Source organism: Silvanigrella aquatica, from assembly GCF_001907975.1.
Lineage (GTDB): Bacteria > Bdellovibrionota_B > Oligoflexia > Silvanigrellales > Silvanigrellaceae > Silvanigrella > Silvanigrella aquatica.
This window is the reverse complement of sequence record NZ_CP017834.1, coordinates 684,039-705,602: the sequence shown is the minus strand read 5'-3', so window position 1 is coordinate 705,602 and position 21,564 is coordinate 684,039. Positions and strand designations below refer to the sequence as shown.

The following is a 21,564-nucleotide window of genomic DNA, read 5'->3' as shown; positions in this document are numbered from 1 at the left end:
AGGAAGATCCCCTCGGATCTTGTACTATAAACGCTTACAAAGAGCGTATGATGGCAGGTCTTCGGACTTAAAGACATTTCCTAAAAATAGGATTCCTACTTTCTGCGGCTTCCCAGTTTACCCAGTGCCTTATTGCAGATTTTGTTTCTTCATACCGCTGCGGGACAGTTTTAGATTCGCACTAAATTCCCTTTTAATTTCGCATAAAATATGCATTTTAAAATCATAATAATGAGAAAACCATCAACAGTTAAAAATTGTCATAAATATTAAATATTGTCAAATTTTAAAATAATTTTTTAAAGTAACAGGTTTATTCTTCATTATTTTCAATTTATATACCAAGAGTATCATGCAAGGGAGAGGTAAAAATGCGATTAGGATCATAACGATGAAATATGCTTTTAGCACTCTGCCATGTCTCCCAATTATGGGCAGCATTTAGAGAAAGAGGAATTTGATTTTGTAAAACTTTAGCATTTGCCCAAGCAGAATTATTAAGATAACCCCAGCCCTTTGACCATTCCACACGAACTGTTGCATAATTACCGACATAATTCTGGAAAATCCATTCCTCAATTTCTTTATAAAAAGAAAGAGCGTCCGGTGTCCCAGGAAAGGTTAAAATATCAATCCAAATTCCTACATCCCATTCTGAATTAGCTAAATTTGTACTTAACGCAGAAAGTAACGGAGTCTCAGCATTTGCAATATTCATATTTGAAGGGTTGTCTAAACCTGTACAACGAATTTCAATAGGCCCATTCATAGGATATTTATTTGCTGCTTTATATTTATTAATTATTTCAATATATTTATTATAAAACTCATAAATTACGCGCTGAAGATTTTCACGCTTTGTAATAATAACATAACCATTTTCAGACATTCTTAATGTTGTCGGTTTAATATATAGCAATAAATTTTTAGACCACCCCCATAAATCAAAGGCATTATGATATTGCAAACCCGTTGATGCAATAAAATATTCAAATTGTCCAAAAGTCGGCGTGATACTCACATTTCCCGCTACGATAGAGTCAATAAATTTGTAAGTTCTTTCATTAATACTGTCTGAAAAAGGATAATTATATGAGCCTTCTACTAATTTTGCAGTATCAGGTTTCTTATCATCAGTCACAGTCCAAACTTTAAGCCAAGGCTTCTCCGTATAAGGAAACAAAATGGCTTCAACTCTTCCTGTTTTATCTACAAAATTTGAAAAATTATAAGGCGAAGAATGAGGCGCTCCAAACATTTGTGATACAGATATTCCCATTATACTTTGACAACGCATTCTAAAGTTTGGAATGACTTGCAATGTCGCTTCGACAATAAAAACTCTGCCTAAATGAACTAAAAAAGCGCTGCATTCAAAATTAGAACGTTCAAAAGTTTTTAAAACATATTGATTTGAATTTGAATCCCAAACAACAGCCGTTAACGAAACAACGAGGTTACTAACAGAACCATAACTTTGTCCCAATGAAGATGAATTTTCACCCAAAGAAGGCAAAGAAGCTCCATGGCCATTGATTGCAAGTACGCCTCCTAAAGACAAGTCTCCTGCTGCCGGAGTCGCGGTAAAACCCAATCCCTCATTTTCGAGTTGTGCCATTAAAGAATCCATTAAAATTCCGGTCTGAGCCGTGACAGTGCAAGGATTTTGATTTTTATTTACGGACATTTTTGTAAAGTAAGTGACCATATCGATTAAAATCACTTTTACTTGAGGATTTATTCCGTGAGGAACCGTGAAGGGAGCCCAATTGTGCATCTTACCTTTTGGTCTGACTTTAAAATTATTTTGGTGAGCCCAATTGATCACTGCTAAAAGTTCATTTGTATTTTTAGGGAGGCAAGTCCATATTGAGGGGATTTGAATTTCAAATGACCAGTTTTTATATTCCAGAGCTTTTATTTCTATATTACTTGGAAAATTTGGCAACTGAGGCAAATTCGATGTACCTGCAAAACTTTTTTTTAGTAAAGGTAACGAAGAAATTGCTGTGGAGATAAAAGCAAATTTACCAAAATTTGAAATAAAATTTCTTCGTGAATTTGTGTATTTAAACTTTTTATTTTCATTATTTTTTTTCATTTATTTTTCCTTGTAAACCAGCGCATCCTGTACTCAAATTATAAGTTGTTTCTCTTTTAATAAATTCTACCGTATCATTTCCATAAACATTTGAATAAGGATTAAATACAGTTCCCCAGTATGTAAGGACAGCAAAACTGTTACTTTGATTAACCTTATAAAAATCACATATTCTAGGGAGAGCAGCTATCGAAACATGGAAAATATCTCCCTTTACCACTTCTATTTCCGCACCGTTTCCAATAATAAAAGTAGATGAGCAATCAGCTCCATTGGCTCCACAAATCCACATGGCATATCCAGCTCCAGGAAGAAGATCGACACGAATTTTAGATTTTTCTGCCATTTGATTATTTAATTCAGAGTTTTTTAAAACCTCGAATGAATTAGCAAAAAATCCAATAAAAAACTGAATAAAAATAAATAAAATATATTTATTCACAAATTTTCTCCTTATTTAATTTTAAAAATTAAATTCTAAAATAAAGAATTTAATAAATGGTTATGATTTTGAATTATTTTATATATTATAAATAATTAGGATGTCAATAAAAATTAAAATTTGTGTAAAATTAAAAATTTTTTATTTTACACAAAAGATTTAATATATGAGGATAATTAGAAAAATAATAAATAAGAAGTTAATTATATTTTATATTAAAAAGAATAGAGCAAATAAACATGACAAAAAAAATTCCGATTTATATATGTTTTTTATTTAAAAAGGCGTACAATTTTACGAACAGCTCCTGGCAAACCTTCTTTTCCTAAAGCATTTTGCAGGATTCTCTTTTTTTGCAATGAATACGATGAAGGCTGATTGATACGAGCCTGCGCATCATGGACTCCTTCAATCCGTTCCCAATTTTCACTTCCTCTTACATGATTTTTTAAGTAAACAGAATGGACATCGTGTAAATTAAAATTTTTCATAAATTACCTCTTCTTTTTAAAATAAAAACTTCTTAAATGAAAAGCCCTATACGCTTTATTAAAAAATAAACCCTTAGCAAAGAAAATTATAGATACAGAATTCACTATGTAAGAAAAACTGTACCGATGTCTTTTTTGCAACTGTACTGGATAAATTGACACAAGAATGCTACAAAAGGAATGCTTCTCTTTGTCATATGAAAAAATAAAATATCTGTAAGGACTCTGTAAAATGGCTGGTTTTCAAAAAATTAAAATTGATAAAAATATGAAAATACCCATATCTGAACAAATTGTTGACCAGTACATACATGCCATTCAGACCGGTACACTTTTAGTTGGAACAAAATTGCCTAGTATTCGCGATCTTTCAGCGCAACTGCAAATAAATAAAATTGGTGTGATTACAGCCTACAACAGATTAAGCGATGCGGATTACATTCGGGCAAAGCAAGGAAGTGGTTATTATGTGACATTCAAACCCAAAAGAAAAGAAACTTTTATTCAAAATCACAAATTAGAAAACAAATTTGAGAATAAAGACAAAACAAAAAATCAAAACTCTCCCATTTTTCCCCTCTTTTCAAATAGAGAAGAAAATGTCACTTATTTAGGAAGTGGAGATTTACCCAAGAATATAGGAATTCTGGAAGAATTACGAGGTATTTCAAGAAATATATTTTCAAATTCTTCTCTCATTTTTCAATACCCACATGGTCAAGGTTATCTTAATTTAAGAGAGGCCATCGCTTTTGAACTCGAACAAAAAGGAATGCCCATCGCGAATTCTAAACAAATTTTAATATGCAATGGAGCCCTCCATGCTTTAAATATATTGTTAGATTATTATTTGCAAAAAAAGGATTCTGTTTTATTAGAGGTTCCAAATATTGATATCCTTTTTAATTGCATTAAATACAAAAAATTAAATATCATAAACCTAGAAAGAACCTCAGATAAAATAATATTAAATGATGAAAAAAAGTTTGAAATTCGATCTAAAAAACCTAAAATCATGATTATATATTCCAATTGCCACAATCCAACTTCTGGGATACTAAGTTCAATAGAGAGGCATGAACTTTTGAATCTTGCAAAAGAAATCAATGCTGTGATTATTGAAATGGATATTTATAAAGGATTAAACTTTGACGATTTTATTCCCCCACTGCTCTGTGCTATGGATGGATTTAATACAACATTATACGTTTCTTCCTACTCTAAAATCTTTGGTTCTGGTATTCGCGTGGGGTATATTGCTGCTCATGAAGACATTATTCAACAATTATTACTTTCTAAAGTTATGCAAGATATGTCATCTTCCATATTAGACCAACAAATTATTTATGAAATGATTATTCGTGGCACTATGAAAAAATCGATTCAAAAATTAAAAGAAAGTTTTCGCTCGAAACGCGATACATTAATTTCTATGTTAAAAAAAATGGCCCCACAAGGTTCTAAATGGAATCATCCCGAAGCAGGAATGTTTTTATGGTTTGAATTTCCTCCTGGTGAAAATTTATCTGTCATTGAGGAACGGGCTTTGGAAAAAAAAATATTTATTGCTCCTGGTAAATTATTTTACCCTCTTCATCATGAAAATAATTTTATGAGAATCAATTTCGCAATTTTAGAACCTGTACAAACATATAATGCGCTAGAAACATTATTTACAATTTGGAGAAACGCTTCTTCAAGAAAATGGATTTATAAAAAATGATTGAACTTCCTTTGCAAAAATCAAAAATTGGATTTTATTTTCATATTCCATTTTGTCCTCATATTTGTCCCTACTGTGACTTTATTAAAACTTCAAAATTTACTAAAAAAGATGTCACCTCCTTTTTTGAAGAATTAACAATTCAATTAGAGTATTTTATTTCAAAAATCCCTGAATACACAAAACAACATATTACAGTATATTTTGGAGGTGGAACGCCAGGATTATTTGAAGCATCATATTATGAAAATTTTTTTAATATATTAAGAAAAAATTATATTATTGAAGAAGCCACTCTTGAGACAAATCCTTATACAAATATAGAGCGGCGTTTTGAGGATTATTATAATATTGGATTTAATCGGATTACTCTAGGCGCACAGTCTTTGTGCTTAAATACCTTAAAAACCTTGGGAAGAAAACACAAGCCTGAGCATATATTAAATAATATTGCTTGGGCACGTAAATCTGGTTTTGAAAATATTCAAGTGGATTTAATTTATGGATTGAAAAAAGGAGTTAGAACAATTTCTATTCAAGATGAAATTAAAAAACTTCATGATACAGGTGCCTCAGGTATTTCAGCATATGCCTTGACTATTGAAAATCGAACACTCTTTGCGAAATCAGATTATGCCAACGAAGATATTGCAGCCCATGAGTATCTTGAAATACTGAAAATCTGTTCCTTATTAAACTTTAGACAACATGAAACAAGTAATTTTTCTTCTCTTGAAACCTTTCATAATAATATTTACTGGTATGGCTACCCTTATATCGGCATTGGAACAGGAGCCCATGGCCTACTACCTCCGACGCAGGAAAATCCTTTTGGCATACGCTATAAAATTGGAAATGACTCAGAAAAAACATATGCACCTGGAAATGATCAACTTATTTTTTCTGACAAAATAAATAGAATGAAAAATTTTTCTGTCGTATATGAAAGTCCACGATCCCAAAGGGAATATTTTGAAGAAATGATTTTCACATTATTGCGAACTCCAAAAGGAATTCCCTTAAATTGGCTAAATAAATATAGTAATAAAGAAAATATTAATGAAATATTGAAGCAGAATTTAAAAATAAAAAGAGCGATTCACGAGGGAAAAATTTTACTATCTGAAGTTTCCATTGCACTAAGTCCTGAGGAAAAAATAAGGGGTGATTCCTGGGTTGCAGATTTCATCTCCTTGATTTAATTTTTAAAAATCATTAAAATATTTATAATTTCTATCATAGAAGATTATTTTAATATTGTGTGATAAAAAATTTTGAGGATTTCTACTTTATGAGAGGCTCATTGAAAATATTAATATTTATATTTTTTATTAGCTATTTCTCAAATAATTATGCACAAGTTGACCCCACAATACCAATTCCTCAAAGAAATTTGCAAAATACCTTAATCAATCCAATCATAAACTCAAATCCTTTTATTGGAGAAACTCCGGTTCAAGCACCGCCTCCTAAGACCCCTCAAAAAGTAACACCAAATTCTCAAAAACAGGATAAAGCAAAAGAACAAAATCAGATTTTAAAAAAGGAAGAAGTCAAAGAAAAGCCTAAAGAAGAAGTTAAAGAAAAGCCTAAAGAAGAAGTTAAAGAACAGGCAAAGGAGCAAGCCAAAGAAAAAACACCAGAAAAAGAAGAACCCAAGGGAGATGCTGAAGACGGATTATTCGGATCATTTCGGATTGGTCCTATGGTAGGATTCGGTGTTACGATGGGACCTAATATCAGTATTGAATCAAAATTATTTCATTATCTTGGTTTTTCTATTAGCTATGGAGCCTATAATAATTTAAATTTATTTAATATACCAAACTTACAATCTATGATTAATGGTCAATCTACAGACTTTCAACTGAACTCACTTCTTATGAATTATTCGCAGTTGGAAGGAAAAATAAGTATTTTTCCTTTTGGAGGAAGTTTTTTTATTGGTGCCGCATATGGGCAAAGAAAAATAGAAATCAATTCTGTAGGAACAATCAATCTTACTATTACAGGTATTCCAACAAGATTATCAACGAATTTTGATGAAATTGTTCAGATTAATTCAACTTACTGGACACCACAAATGGGTTGGCTTGCCACTTGGGGAGGAAAATTTGGTTGGTTTGCCGTTGGATCAGAATTTGGTGTTCAATTGACATTGCAAAGTTCAGTAACCACATCAACAACTTTTTTAGACCCTACCGTACAGCAATATGTTCCACTGGCTCTTCAATCACCAGAATATACCTCTTTTAATAATCAAATAAGTTCCACTCTTACAAATACTCTTAAAAATACTCCCTTACCTTATTGGAATATATTAAAAATTGGTTGGATGTTTTAAACAATTTTTTGAATTATTTTTTCTGAGATTTTTAAAAAAGAGGGCTTAACACCTTTGCTTTGAATGGCAATTGCTTCAAAACAATCTTCATCTGGAAGTGAATAATTTTTTTTCAAAGTTGAAAAAGGGATCGCATCATAGGCATCGCTATGATTAAATTGATACACAGAAGGAATATTTTTAGGATCGATTTGTAAAGATTCCATTAATTTTCTTGTATTAAAGACCTGATTTTCATATTTATCAAGGTAACGAACGCGGCTGTCAATCACATTGACTATGCCATCCACTCCAAGCATTAAACTGATATTTACACTAGGCCATAAATTATGAGAAGGTAAAGTATATAAATGAATACGTGAATTCCTTTCTGCAACAGTCCCATAACTGACTGGTAAAAAATCAAAAAATGTATTGCGCGGAATATGTTCTAAAATAGTGACATCATTTATTTCATCTGAGATATTGTTATTTTGTAAATAAATAGATTGTAAATTTGTTGTTTTACCTGAATTTTGACTACCAATATAAAGCACTTTAAAATGAATATCACCTGTTGCTTCATTGATAAATGCCATTAGAGAACCTCTTCATTAAGAGCAAAAAAAGCGGCACAAGGATTGTCATCACCCTGCTTAAGAAGGGTTAATAACACTTCTTGAGAGTCGGAAGAAATAAGAGCACTTTCTCCTGCGCACATTGCTATATTATCGCAATCAGAAGTTAAAACCAATTTACCTGACCACACTGTCACTATAGTAAATGAATCCTTTATAAGCGGATGATAACGTTCTTGTCCTTCATGACAAAAGACTTGTACAGCAAAAGGATTGTAGTGATTTCCTAAAAAAACAGAGTCATGCTGTAGTTTGTGAACTAATAATTTTTCTAAGTTGTTACCTTGTGGCAAATTCCAATCAATGGCATCCAACGACTCGTGAACATGAAGTTCCCTTGGTTTACCCTTATCAGATTTATAACCATTTTCGTCATACAATCGATTCCAATCGGAAATGCGCCATGTCTTACCAGATTTTTTTGGCAAAATATATTGAGGCTCTGCAACAAGCACTCCATTTCCTACGGCATGTACACAGCCTGGTGGAACTGAAATATAATCAAATTTTTGAGGTTCAAAACGATGGAGACATTTTTCAGGTTGATCATTTAACAAATAATGAATAATTTGTTCTCTAGATAAACCTTCTTTAAATCCTAAATAAAGATATCCATTTTTTTCAACATCTAAAACAAGCCAACTTTCAGGTTTTCCACACTCATTCTCTTTTAACTGAGGATTGTTATTTTTAGGATGCAGTTGAACAGATAGCAGATCATCTGCATGCAGCCATTTTAAAAGCAAAGGAATATGTTCACCATACTTTTCAGAAATAGTGTGACCTAATATTCTTTTTCCATCTCTTTTTAATAACTCTTCTAAAGTTACAATTTCGTTTTCTGGTAAGGAAATTTTTGATGGAAAAACACTATCAGTTGAAACTTCCCAAGATTCCCCAATTGATAGAGGAATTAAATGCAATGAATTAGGAAAATATTTATTTTTTAGTTCTGCAATTTTTTTTCCGGCCCATGGTGTTTTTATTAAAGGAACAAAATTAAATGGATCCATTTTATAAAAAAAATTCTTCATTTTTCTAATATCTCTCTTAAACTTTCATAGTATTCACGAGCTTCTCGAAAATGCTCATGGGATCCACCTATATCAGGATGATGATGCTTAGCCAACTCAATAAAGCGCCTCCGCAACTCCGTACTGCCTTCCTTTTTTAATTCTTCAAGAGAAGAAAAGCTATAAAATTCTAACAAAAAGTTAATTTTTGTAGAATCCATAGGAATACTAAAATTCTCTGCCTGTGAACGCTCAAAATGCCTAAAAAAGTTTTGAATTAACCTTTTCAAAGTTTCTTCGTCAAACTGTGAAAAATTATTGGGATTTATATAAAATTGAGAGAGTTTTGCTTGAACTGAGGCCTCTTCTGGGACTTTTTGTGTCCAAAAATTCTCAATCGAATGCTTCACGCAAAACAAGCCTCTTGCCAACTGATTGCAATAAGGGAGATTATAAGCGTCAAATGCTCTGCAAAGCGATATGTCTCTCATGACAAAATGGCATCCCACTGATGAAAATCCTAGAATGGGAAGCTTTTTATCTTTTCCCCAAAAAGGGGGCATAAGCATATTAAACAGTAAATTATACTGATTAAAAATTTCTTCACCAAATATAGCACATAATTCATCTTTTACTTCATTAAAAGAATGATGGTTGTTATTCTTAAGTGCTGATAAATGAAATAGTAAATTAAGCTGTAATATTTTATGCCTTAATGCAAATATAAAAGCCAAAAGATTTAAATTACCAGCTCCAAACATTTTACTAGATAATTCTTTTGGTAAGATATTTTTCAAAATATCAGAATCGGAAACTTTTGTTACCTTTGCCGCTCTTAGGGCATACGTCTCGTGATGTAGATTAAATTCTTGAAATAAATCTTGTTCTTTAAATGAAAATATAAGGCTTTCAATAGAAATCATTTGTAACAAATGATCAAGCATTTTTTTCCATTTCTATGATTTTATTTAATGCAACTTCATACCCAAATGATCCTAGCCCCGAAATCACTCCCGTTGCAATAGGACTGACATATGACATATGTCGAAATTCTTCCCTAGCAAAAATGTTACTAATATGAACTTCAAAAATAGGAATCTTTTCATGATGAAATACCTCTAAGGCATCACGTATGGCTATACTTGTATGAGTATAAGCACCGGGATTTATAATAATCCCAATTAATTTATGCTTTAATTTTTGATTTGATTTTTTATTTATATTAAATTTATCACCATTGTAAAAATATTCAACAAAATTATTATTTAAAAATGAAACAATTTCACCTTCAATATTATTTTGAAAATCCTCAATAATAATTTCATTTTTTTTAGCAATTTTTATTAATTTTTCAGTTATTTCATGCAAAGTTTCTGAGCCATATATTTGCACTTGCCTTTTGCCTAATATACCAAGATTAGGACCATTTATAAAAAGAACTCTATTCATTTTATTGCCTATTTAATTTATAATTTTTTTTTTGAACTACTTTTTTCTCAATTTTGTCGAGAAGATGGGTTAAATATTCGATTTTTTTCATCCGTATTTGTTCTAACTTAATATATGAATTTATATTTTCTTTTATTTTAGAAATCGTTTCGTCTTCAAAAATGGGGTGTATTATTTCTGAAGTGGGGATTTCTTTTAATGATTTTACTCTATGAAATTTTTTTAACTTCTCGTAACTGTATTCATTTATTAATAAATTCATTCTTAAGAACCCTCAAATCCGACTCTTTTTTCATTGTACCAACCCTTAAAGAAAGGGCAAGGTGATTGAAATGCGAAATTTTTCCTATATATAAAAATGATTCATTCATTTTTCTTAAGCAATTTTATGGAAATCAGCATTTTTTGAGGGGAATTTAAGTGTAAATTTTTCAATAATATTAGGCTTGTATACTATTGCCCACCTTAAAATCTGGCGTCTTGTCCGTGACGTCGTCATCGGGTGAAATATAATTTTATCTATTTTTTGTGTCTCAAGGTACCTAAATACATCTTGTATAGTGGCACAAATATTCTTTAATGCAGCAAAAGGTTTTTCATTAAAGGGGACGGAGGAAGGTAAAAAATAAAGCGTTCTTTTTAGCGAAGTAGTAGAATTTTTCTTAAATTTTATAATCTTAATATTATTGGATATTTTTTTTGATTTTACTTTCATAAGAATGCGCCTTTTATGGGCATTTTACTTTTCTTACCTTTAGCATTCCCTTGGAGTTAGGGCATATTAACTCCTATTGACTGATTAGTCAATATTTTTTTTGATTAATAATCAACATCCCTCAATTTTTCCCGCTGGAACCAAAGCCGCCCTCACCTCGTTCCACATCTCTTACTTTTAACCCTGGTAAATGAATAGCTAAAGAACAAATTCCTTGTGCAATACGATCTCCTGCATTGATAATAAAGTCATTTTTTGAATGATTTATAAGAGTTATCATAATCTCGCCACGATAGTCCGCATCAATCGTGCTTGGCGCATTCAATACGGTAATCCCGTTTTTAAATGCCAAACCACTGCGTGGACGAATTTGCATTTCGGGCACAGCAAACAGCTCCTGAGAACCAAATTGAACAAAGCCCGCTCCTTGTGATTCCACAATCCGTAACCCTGTTTTAACAAGAGCCCATTCTTGAGGGCGAATGGTCAAATTTTGATTTGCACAAATATCAAACCCCGCGGAATGCTTTGTGGCATAAAAGATTTCACCTGTTCCAGAATGCTCTAATTTCAACATAAAATGACCTCATTATAAAAAGAAGAACACAGTACGCGCAAAAGCTTGACCTCATGCACGGCAACTGCTATCGAAGATATCCTGCGTAGGTCAGTAGCTCCAATGGTAGAGCGGCTGATTCCAAATCAGCTTGTTGGGGGTTCGAGTCCCTCCTGGCCTGCCAACTTTTCTTTCCTATTTCTTAGCAAAATGCAAGTTACCCTGTTTATAATTATTTTTTTTCTTTTATATAAAAAGCATGCTGAAGTGTTTATATGTCTGATTTATGTAAAAAAAATAGTGTCAGTTCAATTTTTAACATAAGAAACAAAATAAATTGAATAATATTAAAACAAAATAAACTATTAAATTTAGAAAAATAAAAGTATTTAAAAAAAGCTCTCATAATAAATATTTTACTATTAATTTATATTGAAGTATATACAAAATGTACTTTTAAATACCCTTGAATTAAAAGGTGATACTTATGTTTTTTCACGGAATATTAAGTCGAAAGTTCCCATTTCAACAAGATCTTGAATATATTAAAAAATATGAAAATATTTATCACAAAACAGGAGTTCGCGAATCTATTTCAAGAGGTGGTGTTTGTTATATCTATTCACTTTTTTTCATAAAGTTTTACTTAGAAGAAATTTCAAAAATCAAATTAATTAATGACAATATCTTTTCTGCCATAAAACTTAAAATAAATAATCATGAAAAAATAATACCGATATTAATAACTTGGAGAGATATTCAAAATATCATTTATGACACATATAAATACCGAAATGACGCTCATCTATATAAAAGCATTTTAAATGCAAGAAATACTGACTTTTCTCAAAAAGATGAGTATGAATATTTATTATTAGATGAATTAAAAATTAAAAACACACCTTATTATAATAAAAATAAACCACGTTATATTTTTAGTCAAAAAGTTATGACAATGTTTTTTGAAAAAAATAAAATAAATTGCAATTACATGGGCACTTTAGTTAATATTGAATCAAATGATAATGGTATTAAAGAGTTTTTAAATCGCTGTGCTCAATTTAACAATGCAAACAGTAATATGCATTTTATTTTTAATATAATGTATATATTAAAAGATGGAGGGTCTCATGCCGTTTGCATGATATTCAACAATAAAATTAATGAGAGTTTCACATTTTTTGATCCCAATGAAGGCGCTTATCATTTCAAATATTATTTTGCTTTCAAAAGTTTTTTTCTTAACAATATGAAAGATTATGATGTGGAATCATTTTCTTTCGATATGCTTAAATTTAGAGCGGATTAGTAAAAAATAAAGAATTTATTTTATAAAAAATAAACAAATTTAATTTAAGTTACACAATAATTTATTAAACTCTTCATTTTTTTATAAGCATCATTTTTTCTGTTCTACTCATTTTTTTTATTTCATATTCTCTTTTAGAAGCTGACGATCTAGAAATATGATCTTCTACGTAGACGACAGATTGAGGTTCTGAAAAATAAAAAAACCGAGCTCCTTTTTTTTTATTTTTATGCTCTTGAAGGCGCCTCGTTAAATTTGTTGTAATACCTGTGTAAAGTTTTCCAGCTTTTGTTTCAATAATATACAATTTCCAACTCAACAGTATTTTCCTTAAATTACAAAAAATTAAAATCCATAATCATCATCGTCAATTTTTGTTTCATAAGGCTCTAAAATCACTTTTCCCTTATTTTCAATTAATTTTTTAATCACAGGCCCACAGCGGGTAGCTTTGCATCCTCCATCGCCACTGCCTGTTTGTTTATTTACTTTTTCAACGGAATTTGCACCCTTTTGAATAGCTTCACAAATACGCCCTTGTTTGATTCCTTTACAAATACATACAATTTTTATTTTAGCTTTAATTTCTTCAATGGATAATTTTTTTTCAGTCATAATAAATTTTGCTCATTCTCACTTTTTGAAGCTATCACTTCATTGCAATAATGATTCACAGCATTTTTAATGTTGTCTTCAAGATCTAAATAATGTTTTAAAAATTTTGGTTTAAATTGTTTATTCATCCCAAGCATATCTTGTAATACTAAAATATTACCATCACAATAATTTCCCGATCCAATGCCAATTATAGGAATTTTGACTTTATTTTTAATATCAATAGCAAGTTCAGATTGAGTCAACTCTATCACCAAAGAAAAACATCCTGCGTCTTGTAAACTTTGTGCTTGTTTTAAAAGTTTTGATTTATCAAAATCGGTTTTTCCCTGAACACGATAACCACTGTGCGCATGAACGCTTTGTGGCATTAATCCAATATGCCCCATCACCGGAATGCCATTGCTTGTTAAAAAGTGAATTTGATCGCAAATTTCAGTTGTAGCTCCTTCTATTTTAACAGCTTCAGCGCCCGCTCTCATCAAAACACCTGCGTTGTGCATGGTTTCATGACGACTTATTCCTGACGTTAAAAAAGGCAAGTCCGCTACAAGCAGCGGAGTTTTAATAGCTTGACTCACACATTTCACATGATATGCAACGTCTTCTAATGTAACTGATATCGTGGAGTTTTTTCCTTGTATGACATGCCCTAAACTATCCCCAACCAACACAAAATGTATGTTTGTCATTTCAATAATACGAGCAAATGTAGCATCATAACAAGTTATTGACGCAATTTTTTGGGCGTTTTTTTTCATTTCTAGGAAATCATGAATGCGTATTTTCTTTCGTTTTATATATGGATTTGTAACACTTGTATTTGAATAAAGCATATATTATAAAACCTTTACACTAATGATGAAAATAAATGTTTAAATTTGCATTTAAACATTTTCTCGTTGAGTTTTATATAGTATAACTTAAATCAGTACGATAGAGGAGGAAGTATCGATATGGCAAAAAGAATATTTTTGTTTTTATTTGTAAATATATTAGTAATGATAACAATTACAGCCATTACATCTATTCTAGGTGTAAATCATTACGTGACAAGCAAAGGGTTGGACTATACCAAATTATTAGCTTTTTGCTTGGTTTGGGGATTTTTAGGCGCTTTTATTAGCCTTGCCATTTCGCGCTGGATTGCTAAGTTTTCCATGGGGATCACTCCTATAAATCCAGAGCAATGCAACGCCACAGAACGAGAATTATACAATCAAGTAGCAAAACTAGCTCAACGTGCAGGTCTTCCTAAAACTCCTGAAGTCGGAATTTATGAAAGTGCCGATATCAATGCTTTTGCAACGGGCCCTTCAAAAAGCCGATCCTTGGTGGCAGTATCTAGCGGTCTGCTCGACCGAATGAGTAGCAATGAAAGAGAAGGCGTTCTTGCACATGAAATTGCCCATATTGCCAACGGTGATATGGTGACCATGACTCTTATTCAAGGTGTGGTAAATGCCTTTGTTATGTTCTTTGCGCGAATTATTGCCTATGCAACAACTCAATTTGTGAAAGAGGACATTAGACCCTTAGTCAACATGATTGTTGTCATCGTACTTGAAATACTGTTCAGTATTTTAGGATCCATCGTCATTGCTTGGTTTTCACGACAAAGAGAATTTAAAGCCGATTTGGGAGGAGCGCAATTAGCTGGTAAATCGAGTATGATCGCTGCCCTTGCGGCATTACAACGTGTTTATGACAGTCCTTTGCCTGAAGGAGAAGAAACTCCCAAATCAATCGCAGCTTTTAAAATTTCGAATAAATCAGGATTCCTCGAAATATTTTCCACGCATCCTCCCCTTGAAGTCAGAATTCAAGCCTTAAGACAGAACAATCAAATATTATAAAAAATCCATTTATTATGTTTTAGAAATTAAGGAATCTTAACATGTTAAGATTCCTTTTTATGTTCCGATATCCTTTACATCCCGGATAGGATTTCGCGGTAAAGGATAATCCATGGATGGATTAGGTTATCAAAAGAAAAATATTAAATTTGCCCTGATATTTGTTACTTTATTGATTTTTCAAAATATTTACGCGCAGGAATTACAAAGAGAATATCGCTCTGCCTATTTTTTAGGACGCGGTGATACGGGAATTGCCACAGCAACGGGTGAAGATGCCATTTTTTATAATCCCGCAGGAATAGCGCAAGGAAAAGGAATTATAAGCGAGATTATTTTAGCAAGTCCACAAGGTGAAGCAACACAAAATGTAAATCAAATTATTAATAGTTATTCAAATAGTGACAGCGGAAGTGCCATACAATTTTTGGCACAAAATCAAAATAGTATTTATAGTGCCGCAGCACAAAATTATTCGGGACTGATCTTTAGAAGAGTAGCTCTTGGAATTTTAGAAAGAGCAAATGCGAATGCTTATGAAGGAATTGCTCCAGCAACAGGAATTCCTACAGCAAATATCTACGCGGCAAACAGAACGGGTGTTTACTTAACTTTGGCAAGAGATTTTTGGGATAATAAACTTTTTATTGGTATGAATGGAAAATTCATTCAAAAAAAAGAACTAAATTTAAGTATCTCCGCATTAAATGCAGAAACACAACTATCTAATAGCTCTCTTTCATCAGTCATTAATAATTCCTTAAACCAAGGAGATGGCATTGGTACCGATTTAGGTATGATGCTTGTACTCAATAAAGAAACGAATACACAAATTGGAATTGTATATAGAAATATTGGCATGCAATATCCTTGGACCACTCCAGAGGGAAGCGCTCCTCCTACAGCAGAACCTACTGTATTAGATGCTGGTATAAGCACTACTTACGGAACAAAAAGAAGCAAAATTACCATTGCAGCAGATATCCGCGATGTCACAAATACACAAAATGCCGTTTTTGGAAAAAGAGTTCATTTAGGTGCTGAATATTCTTTAATGGATACATTTGGCATCATGGGAGGTCTCAATCAGGGCTATGGAACCTACGGTATGTTTCTTCATACTAAAATCGTTAAAGTAGAAGGTGGTATGTATACCGAAGAGTTAGGAGCAAGACTCGGTGAGTATCCAAGCCAAAGATTATTTGCAAGAGTTGTGCTAGGATGGTTGCTATGAAAAATCATATTAAAAAATTCATCTCACTTATATTTATAATTATTTTTATCCCTCTTTATTCGTCTTGTGGAAGTCAAAATTTGTTTAGTTCCCTAACGCCAGAAACAACGAAACAACAAGCTGAAGATGATATTAATTCAGGAAATTATGCTAGTTCCATAAGTCTTCTTGCGCCTTATGTTGCATCAAATCCAGGAGATGCCGAAGCAATTGGTATGTTAACGACATCGTATATGCTTTTAAGTGGTATTAATTTATTAAATATAATGGTTTCAATTCAAAGCGCTACCGGAAGTTCTAAAAATAATTTTCAAGCAATTTTAAAAGCTATGCCTGCAGGTAACGCTACAAATGTGAGCCTTTTAACAAAAGCTGTAAGTACAATTTCACTGATTTCAGTGAGTAGCATGAACACAAGTCAAAGTTACCTTTACGCCGTAGCGAGTGCAAGCCTAGCTATATTAATCATTAAACAAGATTGTTTAGATTCATCAGGAAATATTTCAACTAGTTTAACAAATGCAATAAGCACAACCGATGCAAATTCTATATATTCAAACTTAACAAATGCGCAAACAGGATATACCAACGCAGGTGTCACAAGCAGCTCGAGTTCTGGTTCCGGAATTCTTGCAAATTTAATCAACCAAATTAATAGTACAACTGGTGCCTCAAATGCTGCCAAAGTAGCAAATTACATTATTTCTCAAGAATAAATAATTCCTTTTTCATATAGCATTTTTATTTCATAAGTATTATGAAATCTCTAAAGTGAAACTTAAGGAGGATTTATAATGAGAATTTCATGTATTCAGACCAATCCACAGAATAATAAAATAGAGAATGTTGATCATATTTTAAAATTAATCTCAAAAGCCGCCCAAGAAGGCGCTGAAGTTGTTGTTTTACCTGAAATGTTTACTTACATGGGCAATGAATCTTTGCGCAAAAATACAAAATGCAAAATAGGTGAAGGTGTTTTTTTAGAATTACAAACAGCAGCAAGGGAATTAAAAATTAATATTGTAGGAGGAAGTCATTCTGAAGCAATTGAAAAAAATTCTGAGAAAGTTTTCAATACTTGTGTTACTTTTAATAAAATTGGGGAAATAATTTCTACATACAGAAAACTTCACCTATTTAATTTAAAAGATAAAAATGGCGAACCCTTATACTGTGAAAGTAATTCTTATGAATTTGGCGATCTGCCTCAATCTTACTCTCTGAATTCTTCTGAAGGAAATTGGAATGCCTTAAATATTATTTGCTACGACCTTCGCTTTCCTGAAATTGTCCGCAAAAATATCACTCAAAATTCCATAGCGCACGATATCCTTTTTGTACCCGCTGCATTCAAATGGCAAACAGGAAAAGATCATTGGGAAATATTACTTCGCGCACGGGCTATTGAAAATCAATGTTACGTTGTAGCTTGCAATCAAACAGGATCTTATTATAATGATCAAAATAGAAATTATGGTAATAGCATGATCATTGACCCCTGGGGAAAAATCGTTGCCCGACTTGGAGAAGAGTGTGGTATATTAAGTGCAGATATTCACAAGCATATGCTTAATGAAGCACGACTCAGATTGCCTGCATTGGCAGATAGGAAAATTTTCTAATTATGAATAAACCCATGAATAAAAGAATTATCATAGGTATTCTTGCCTCTGTTTTATTTATGGAAATGATGGATTCAACAATCATCAATACGGCCATTCCTGAAATTGCAAAATCATTTCAAACAAATCCTGTTAATTTAAGATTTGCCGTAACTAGTTACCTTTTAAGTTTAGCCATTTTTATTCCTATCAGCGGATGGGCTGCAGATACATATGGAACTAAAACTGTTTTTTCAAATGCCATTATTGTTTTTACCATAAGTTCTATTTTTTGTGGATTTTCAAATTCCCTTTGGGAAATGGCCATATTCAGAGCCTTACAGGGGTTTGGCGGCGCCATGATGACTCCGGTCGCACGCCTTATTATGGTTCGAGTTTTTCCACCTCATGAGTTAGTAAGAGCTACCATGAATATCTTTATTCCTGCTTTGTTAGGGCCTGTAATGGGACCTCTGGTGGGTGGGCTAATTACAAGTTATTCAAATTGGCGCTGGATTTTTTTCATAAATATTCCAATAGGCATCGCAGCACTTCTGTTAACTTATAAATATATTGAAAATGAAGTTGCTGAAAATAAAACGGATGCCGATATTATTGGCTTTTTATTAATAGGAACTTCACTTTCGTGCTTCGCCATCGCTATGGAATCTGTAGGTGAAACAATTATTCCCGCTGCCCTATTAAAAATAATTTTATCTGTTGGTATTATTGCATTCATAATGTTTATTATTCATGCTATTCAATATAAAGACCGCTCTATTTTAAATTTACAACTCTTTAAATATCGTACATTTCGTTTTGGAGTGATTGGCAATGTCATAGCGTATATTTCTACGGGAGGAGTTGCTTTTTTATTACCCTTATTATTTCAATTACAATTTGGTTTATCACCAGCTATGTCTGGATTGCTCATTGCCCCTATGGCTGTTGGTGCAATCATAATGAGAGGCATTTCGCCTAAGCTTATTAAAAAATATGGTTTTAAACGGGTTATTTCTATAGCACCTTTAGGAATATGTTTTTCTTTACTCGCTATTTCTTTTATTAATAAAGAAAGTAGTTATTTATATATTTGTCTATCATGCGGATTTTTAGGATTTTTTACTATCTTGTTAATGTCCAGCAATGGACCAATGATTTACGTTGACATTCCAAAAGCAAAATCAGCAAATGCCACCAGCCTCGACATAACTATTAGACAATTTTCAGCAGGTCTCTCCATTGGATTCGTATCTTATTTAATCATTGTCTTTCTAAATAATTTAAATACAACAATTTATTCGATTGATGGTATTAAAGCATTTCACTATACATTTTTTATTTTATCAATGATAATATTAATACAAATTTTAGTTAGCTTTGGCCTTAAAAAACAAGATGGTGAAGCAGCAGCTAAAGGATCGAAGTAATTTTTTAATGAATTTTAAATTCATTATTATTTAATTTTAACTTACCTAATTTAACTTTCTTCATTTCTTCTATGATATTTTCGTCTCTAACTGCTTTTTTAAATATATTTAAAAACTTCAAATCATTTTTATTTGAATTTGAAGCATTTAATAATCCCATTTTTGCTCCAAATACATGAACAATATTGGTATGAGAAATCTGAAAAACACATTGAAAAAAAATGGCCAAATCTTTTGTAAATAAAACCTTTTCTTCTGGATTGTGCATATTTATAACTTTAAATTGCATTATTGAAGTAACTTGAATAGTGTCATTATGAATATAATCAATATTATAAAGAGTTCCATTATTTTTATTGCAAATTACAAAATTTTCTTTTCCACCAGCTTCTAATAATATAGTAGTCCAACCAAATTGCAGTGCTCCTTGATGAGAATAACGCTCCAAAAAAGACAAAACATTGGAATTGTATATTTTATTGTTTTTAAGATCATTTAAAAATATTTTATAATTCTCTAGCGGTATATTATTCACGACATAATTATAAGGCATAAAATTTATAGAGATAGTGACTCTATTTAAATCTGCATTCACTTGTTCTGCTTTTGCGCTTGAATATGCCTTTAAAATAAATTTTAAAGAATAGGGCGATATGTTAAAAACATGATTCCTGTCATTTATTCTATAATTTGGAAAGACATTGATAAATTTAAATTCTTTAAATACATCTATCCATTTTGAATTATTATATTTATAAGACTCACCTAATAATGAAATTGAATCCTCTTGCACAGAGGGCATTAAATACCTTAAATTCCTGAAATACATGAGCATTTTGTAATCATGGTAATATTTTTCGGAGTTTAATGATTCGTAAATAGTAATAAAAAATTGATTAAATTTTTCTGTTGATATTTTTTTATTTTTAAATAATTTTTCAAAAAAAGTATTGAATAACACTTTAAAGCATAGATCACTTGTTACTATTTTTGATTGAATTAAATACTCATCAAACATATAACAAAAATCATAGTATTTATTCATAAAATTAAGATCAAATAAATTTTTTGATACCGCACTGATAAGGCTACTATAAGCATTCATATTTTCATTTTTAATTGAAAATTGATAAATACAATTGCTTTTAAAATCTTCGGCTAATATATTTTCTTTTTGAACATATATTAATAATAAATTTAATTTATCATACCATTTTTTTAGTGTATTTCCGTCAAATACGTCTTTATTTTCTAATTCAATTTTAATACTATCTTTTAAATTACTTGAAACACCAATAGTTTGAGCAATTGTGTTTTTTTTATCAATATCTTTGATATACAAAGCATAAATGTTTTTTAAAAATAACGATGTTTTTTTTCTCTTTCCATTTGGTAAAATAATTTCTCTATTTACTTTATTTCTAAAATCAAAAAAATATGTTTTATTTTCAATGTAATTCTTTACATCTAGCAGAAAACTTCTTAATGGTAAAATACTATTTAAATTCAAAGTCACACTAAATTTCCTCAATAGATAGAAATTAAAAGAAAAATATCTAATAAGAATATAGAAAATATAGAGTAATTAAAAAAGATCAACATAATATATAATTTAATTTTTCATTACTTTTTTAATTTATATCTTAAATTATTGTAAATAAATAATAATAATTGGAATGTTATTTTTTCAAATTGCTAGGGCATAATGGAAATACATTAAAAACGAGAATTTAAAAAATTATAAATTATTAAAATCATTAAAAAATTTTTCTTTTGAATTTTTTTAATCCCCTCACCCCTAAAAAAGTTGACCTTTGTCACGCCATAAGGTAGTAACCCCCTCACTGCGGATGTGGTGAAATTGGTAGACACGCACGTTTGAGGGGCGTGTGCGCAAGCATGGCGGTTCGAGTCCGCCCATCCGCACCATATTAAAAAAGGCTGACAATTTATATTGCCAGCCTTTTTTTATTTTAATCAGCAAAGCTATTTCACAATATATCTATTACTGGTAAAAATCTATACGATGTTCTAAGGTCGGAAACTGAATACGCCCGGTATGTCC

At 31.2% G+C, this 21,564-nt stretch carries 22 protein-coding genes, 2 tRNA genes and 1 riboswitch; of the genes, 11 read left to right on the top strand and 13 right to left on the bottom strand.

What is annotated here, in order from left to right; all coding sequences use genetic code 11:
- Nucleotides 1-35: 35 nt before the first annotated feature.
- A riboswitch (cobalamin riboswitch) is annotated at nt 36-260 on the bottom strand.
- Between the two features lie 74 nt (nt 261-334).
- The 3 genes from AXG55_RS03065 to AXG55_RS03055 form a co-directional block, all read right to left on the bottom strand.
- Nucleotides 335-2,101 (bottom strand): cholesterol oxidase substrate-binding domain-containing protein, encoded by a 1,767-nt coding sequence (locus AXG55_RS03065; RefSeq protein ID WP_148696668.1) that lies wholly within the window; start codon nt 2,099-2,101, stop codon nt 335-337.
- Nucleotides 2,088-2,543 carry a hypothetical protein gene (locus tag AXG55_RS03060; protein WP_148696667.1) on the bottom strand — a complete coding sequence of 152 codons (456 nt, stop codon included), beginning with the start codon at nt 2,541-2,543 and terminating at the stop codon, nt 2,088-2,090. Before AXG55_RS03060 ends, AXG55_RS03065 begins: the two co-directional genes overlap by 14 nt.
- A 272-nt stretch (nt 2,544-2,815) precedes the next feature.
- Nucleotides 2,816-3,034: a hypothetical protein gene (locus AXG55_RS03055; protein WP_148696666.1), complete on the bottom strand. Its 219-nt coding sequence runs from the start codon at nt 3,032-3,034 to the stop codon at nt 2,816-2,818.
- 232 nt (nt 3,035-3,266) lie between these two features.
- On the opposite strand from AXG55_RS03055, the gene AXG55_RS03050 reads away from it, so the two are divergent.
- The 3 genes from AXG55_RS03050 (at nt 3,267) to AXG55_RS03040 (ending at nt 7,101) form a co-directional block, all read left to right on the top strand.
- Nucleotides 3,267-4,757: an aminotransferase-like domain-containing protein gene (locus AXG55_RS03050; protein WP_148696665.1), complete on the top strand. Its 1,491-nt coding sequence runs from the start codon at nt 3,267-3,269 to the stop codon at nt 4,755-4,757.
- A complete protein-coding gene (locus AXG55_RS03045; protein WP_148696664.1) occupies nt 4,754-5,959 on the top strand; it encodes a radical SAM protein in 1,206 nt (401 codons plus the stop codon). The genes AXG55_RS03050 and AXG55_RS03045 overlap by 4 nt, the downstream gene beginning before the upstream one ends.
- 89 nt (nt 5,960-6,048) lie before the next feature.
- Nucleotides 6,049-7,101, top strand: coding sequence for a hypothetical protein (locus AXG55_RS03040; protein WP_148696663.1), 1,053 nt, complete (start codon nt 6,049-6,051; stop codon nt 7,099-7,101).
- Here the strand turns inward: AXG55_RS03040 and AXG55_RS03035 are convergent.
- The 6 genes from AXG55_RS03035 to dut all read right to left on the bottom strand — a co-directional run bounded on the left by AXG55_RS03035 (nt 7,098) and on the right by dut (nt 11,472).
- Complete coding sequence (locus AXG55_RS03035) at nt 7,098-7,679, bottom strand: hypothetical protein (protein WP_148696662.1); 582 nt, start codon at nt 7,677-7,679, stop codon at nt 7,098-7,100. The genes AXG55_RS03040 and AXG55_RS03035 overlap by 4 nt on opposite strands.
- Entirely contained in the window at nt 7,679-8,752 is a 1,074-nt protein-coding gene (locus tag AXG55_RS03030) for a type I phosphomannose isomerase catalytic subunit (protein ID WP_148696661.1), read from the bottom strand. Before AXG55_RS03030 ends, AXG55_RS03035 begins: the two co-directional genes overlap by 1 nt.
- Entirely contained in the window at nt 8,749-9,675 is a 927-nt protein-coding gene (locus AXG55_RS03025; protein ID WP_148696660.1) for a hypothetical protein, read from the bottom strand. The genes AXG55_RS03030 and AXG55_RS03025 overlap by 4 nt, the downstream gene beginning before the upstream one ends.
- Complete coding sequence (locus tag AXG55_RS03020) at nt 9,668-10,180, bottom strand: type II 3-dehydroquinate dehydratase (protein WP_148696659.1); 513 nt, start codon at nt 10,178-10,180, stop codon at nt 9,668-9,670. The genes AXG55_RS03025 and AXG55_RS03020 overlap by 8 nt, the downstream gene beginning before the upstream one ends.
- Nucleotide 10,181: 1 nt before the next feature.
- Nucleotides 10,182-10,442: a hypothetical protein gene (locus AXG55_RS03015; RefSeq protein WP_148696658.1), complete on the bottom strand. Its 261-nt coding sequence runs from the start codon at nt 10,440-10,442 to the stop codon at nt 10,182-10,184.
- Nucleotides 10,443-11,016: 574 nt separating this feature from the next.
- Nucleotides 11,017-11,472 (bottom strand): dUTP diphosphatase, encoded by a 456-nt coding sequence (gene dut, locus AXG55_RS03010; RefSeq protein ID WP_148696657.1) that lies wholly within the window; start codon nt 11,470-11,472, stop codon nt 11,017-11,019.
- Between the two features lie 87 nt (nt 11,473-11,559).
- On the opposite strand from dut, the gene AXG55_RS03005 reads away from it, so the two are divergent.
- Nucleotides 11,560-11,635: transfer RNA gene (locus tag AXG55_RS03005), tRNA-Trp, on the top strand.
- Between the two features lie 303 nt (nt 11,636-11,938).
- Nucleotides 11,939-12,760: a hypothetical protein gene (locus AXG55_RS03000; protein ID WP_148696656.1), complete on the top strand. Its 822-nt coding sequence runs from the start codon at nt 11,939-11,941 to the stop codon at nt 12,758-12,760.
- Nucleotides 12,761-12,833: 73 nt separating this feature from the next.
- On the opposite strand, the gene AXG55_RS02995 is transcribed toward AXG55_RS03000, so the two are convergent.
- The 3 genes from AXG55_RS02995 to panB are packed head-to-tail and all read right to left on the bottom strand — an operon-like array spanning nt 12,834 to nt 14,211.
- A complete protein-coding gene (locus AXG55_RS02995; RefSeq protein ID WP_148696655.1) occupies nt 12,834-13,079 on the bottom strand; it encodes a GIY-YIG nuclease family protein in 246 nt (81 codons plus the stop codon).
- A gap of 26 nt (nt 13,080-13,105) precedes the next feature.
- Nucleotides 13,106-13,375 (bottom strand): (2Fe-2S)-binding protein, encoded by a 270-nt coding sequence (locus tag AXG55_RS02990; protein ID WP_148696654.1) that lies wholly within the window; start codon nt 13,373-13,375, stop codon nt 13,106-13,108.
- On the bottom strand, nt 13,372-14,211 hold the full coding sequence (gene panB, locus AXG55_RS02985; protein ID WP_148696653.1) for a 3-methyl-2-oxobutanoate hydroxymethyltransferase: 840 nt from the start codon (nt 14,209-14,211) through the stop codon (nt 13,372-13,374). Before panB ends, AXG55_RS02990 begins: the two co-directional genes overlap by 4 nt.
- 120 nt (nt 14,212-14,331) lie before the next feature.
- Between panB and htpX the strand changes: the two genes are divergently transcribed.
- The 5 genes from htpX (at nt 14,332) to AXG55_RS02960 (ending at nt 19,499) form a co-directional block, all read left to right on the top strand.
- On the top strand, nt 14,332-15,231 hold the full coding sequence (htpX, locus tag AXG55_RS02980; protein ID WP_148696652.1) for a protease HtpX: 900 nt from the start codon (nt 14,332-14,334) through the stop codon (nt 15,229-15,231).
- A 112-nt stretch (nt 15,232-15,343) separates the two neighbouring features.
- Entirely contained in the window at nt 15,344-16,465 is a 1,122-nt protein-coding gene (locus AXG55_RS02975) for a PorV/PorQ family protein (protein WP_148696651.1), read from the top strand.
- A complete protein-coding gene (locus AXG55_RS02970) occupies nt 16,462-17,181 on the top strand; it encodes a hypothetical protein (RefSeq protein ID WP_148696650.1) in 720 nt (239 codons plus the stop codon). The genes AXG55_RS02975 and AXG55_RS02970 overlap by 4 nt, the downstream gene beginning before the upstream one ends.
- A 78-nt stretch (nt 17,182-17,259) precedes the next feature.
- Nucleotides 17,260-18,090, top strand: coding sequence for a nitrilase-related carbon-nitrogen hydrolase (locus tag AXG55_RS02965; RefSeq protein WP_148696649.1), 831 nt, complete (start codon nt 17,260-17,262; stop codon nt 18,088-18,090).
- A 2-nt stretch (nt 18,091-18,092) separates the two neighbouring features.
- The gene (locus tag AXG55_RS02960; protein WP_148696648.1) at nt 18,093-19,499 is read left to right on the top strand and encodes a DHA2 family efflux MFS transporter permease subunit; all 1,407 of its coding nucleotides are present in this window, start codon (nt 18,093-18,095) and stop codon (nt 19,497-19,499) included.
- 4 nt (nt 19,500-19,503) lie between these two features.
- Here the strand turns inward: AXG55_RS02960 and AXG55_RS02955 are convergent, their stop codons facing one another.
- A complete protein-coding gene (locus AXG55_RS02955; protein ID WP_148696647.1) occupies nt 19,504-21,015 on the bottom strand; it encodes a hypothetical protein in 1,512 nt (503 codons plus the stop codon).
- Nucleotides 21,016-21,345: 330 nt separating this feature from the next.
- Between AXG55_RS02955 and AXG55_RS02950 the strand changes: the two genes are divergently transcribed.
- Nucleotides 21,346-21,428, top strand: a tRNA-Leu gene (locus AXG55_RS02950).
- Nucleotides 21,429-21,564: the final 136 nt, after the last annotated feature.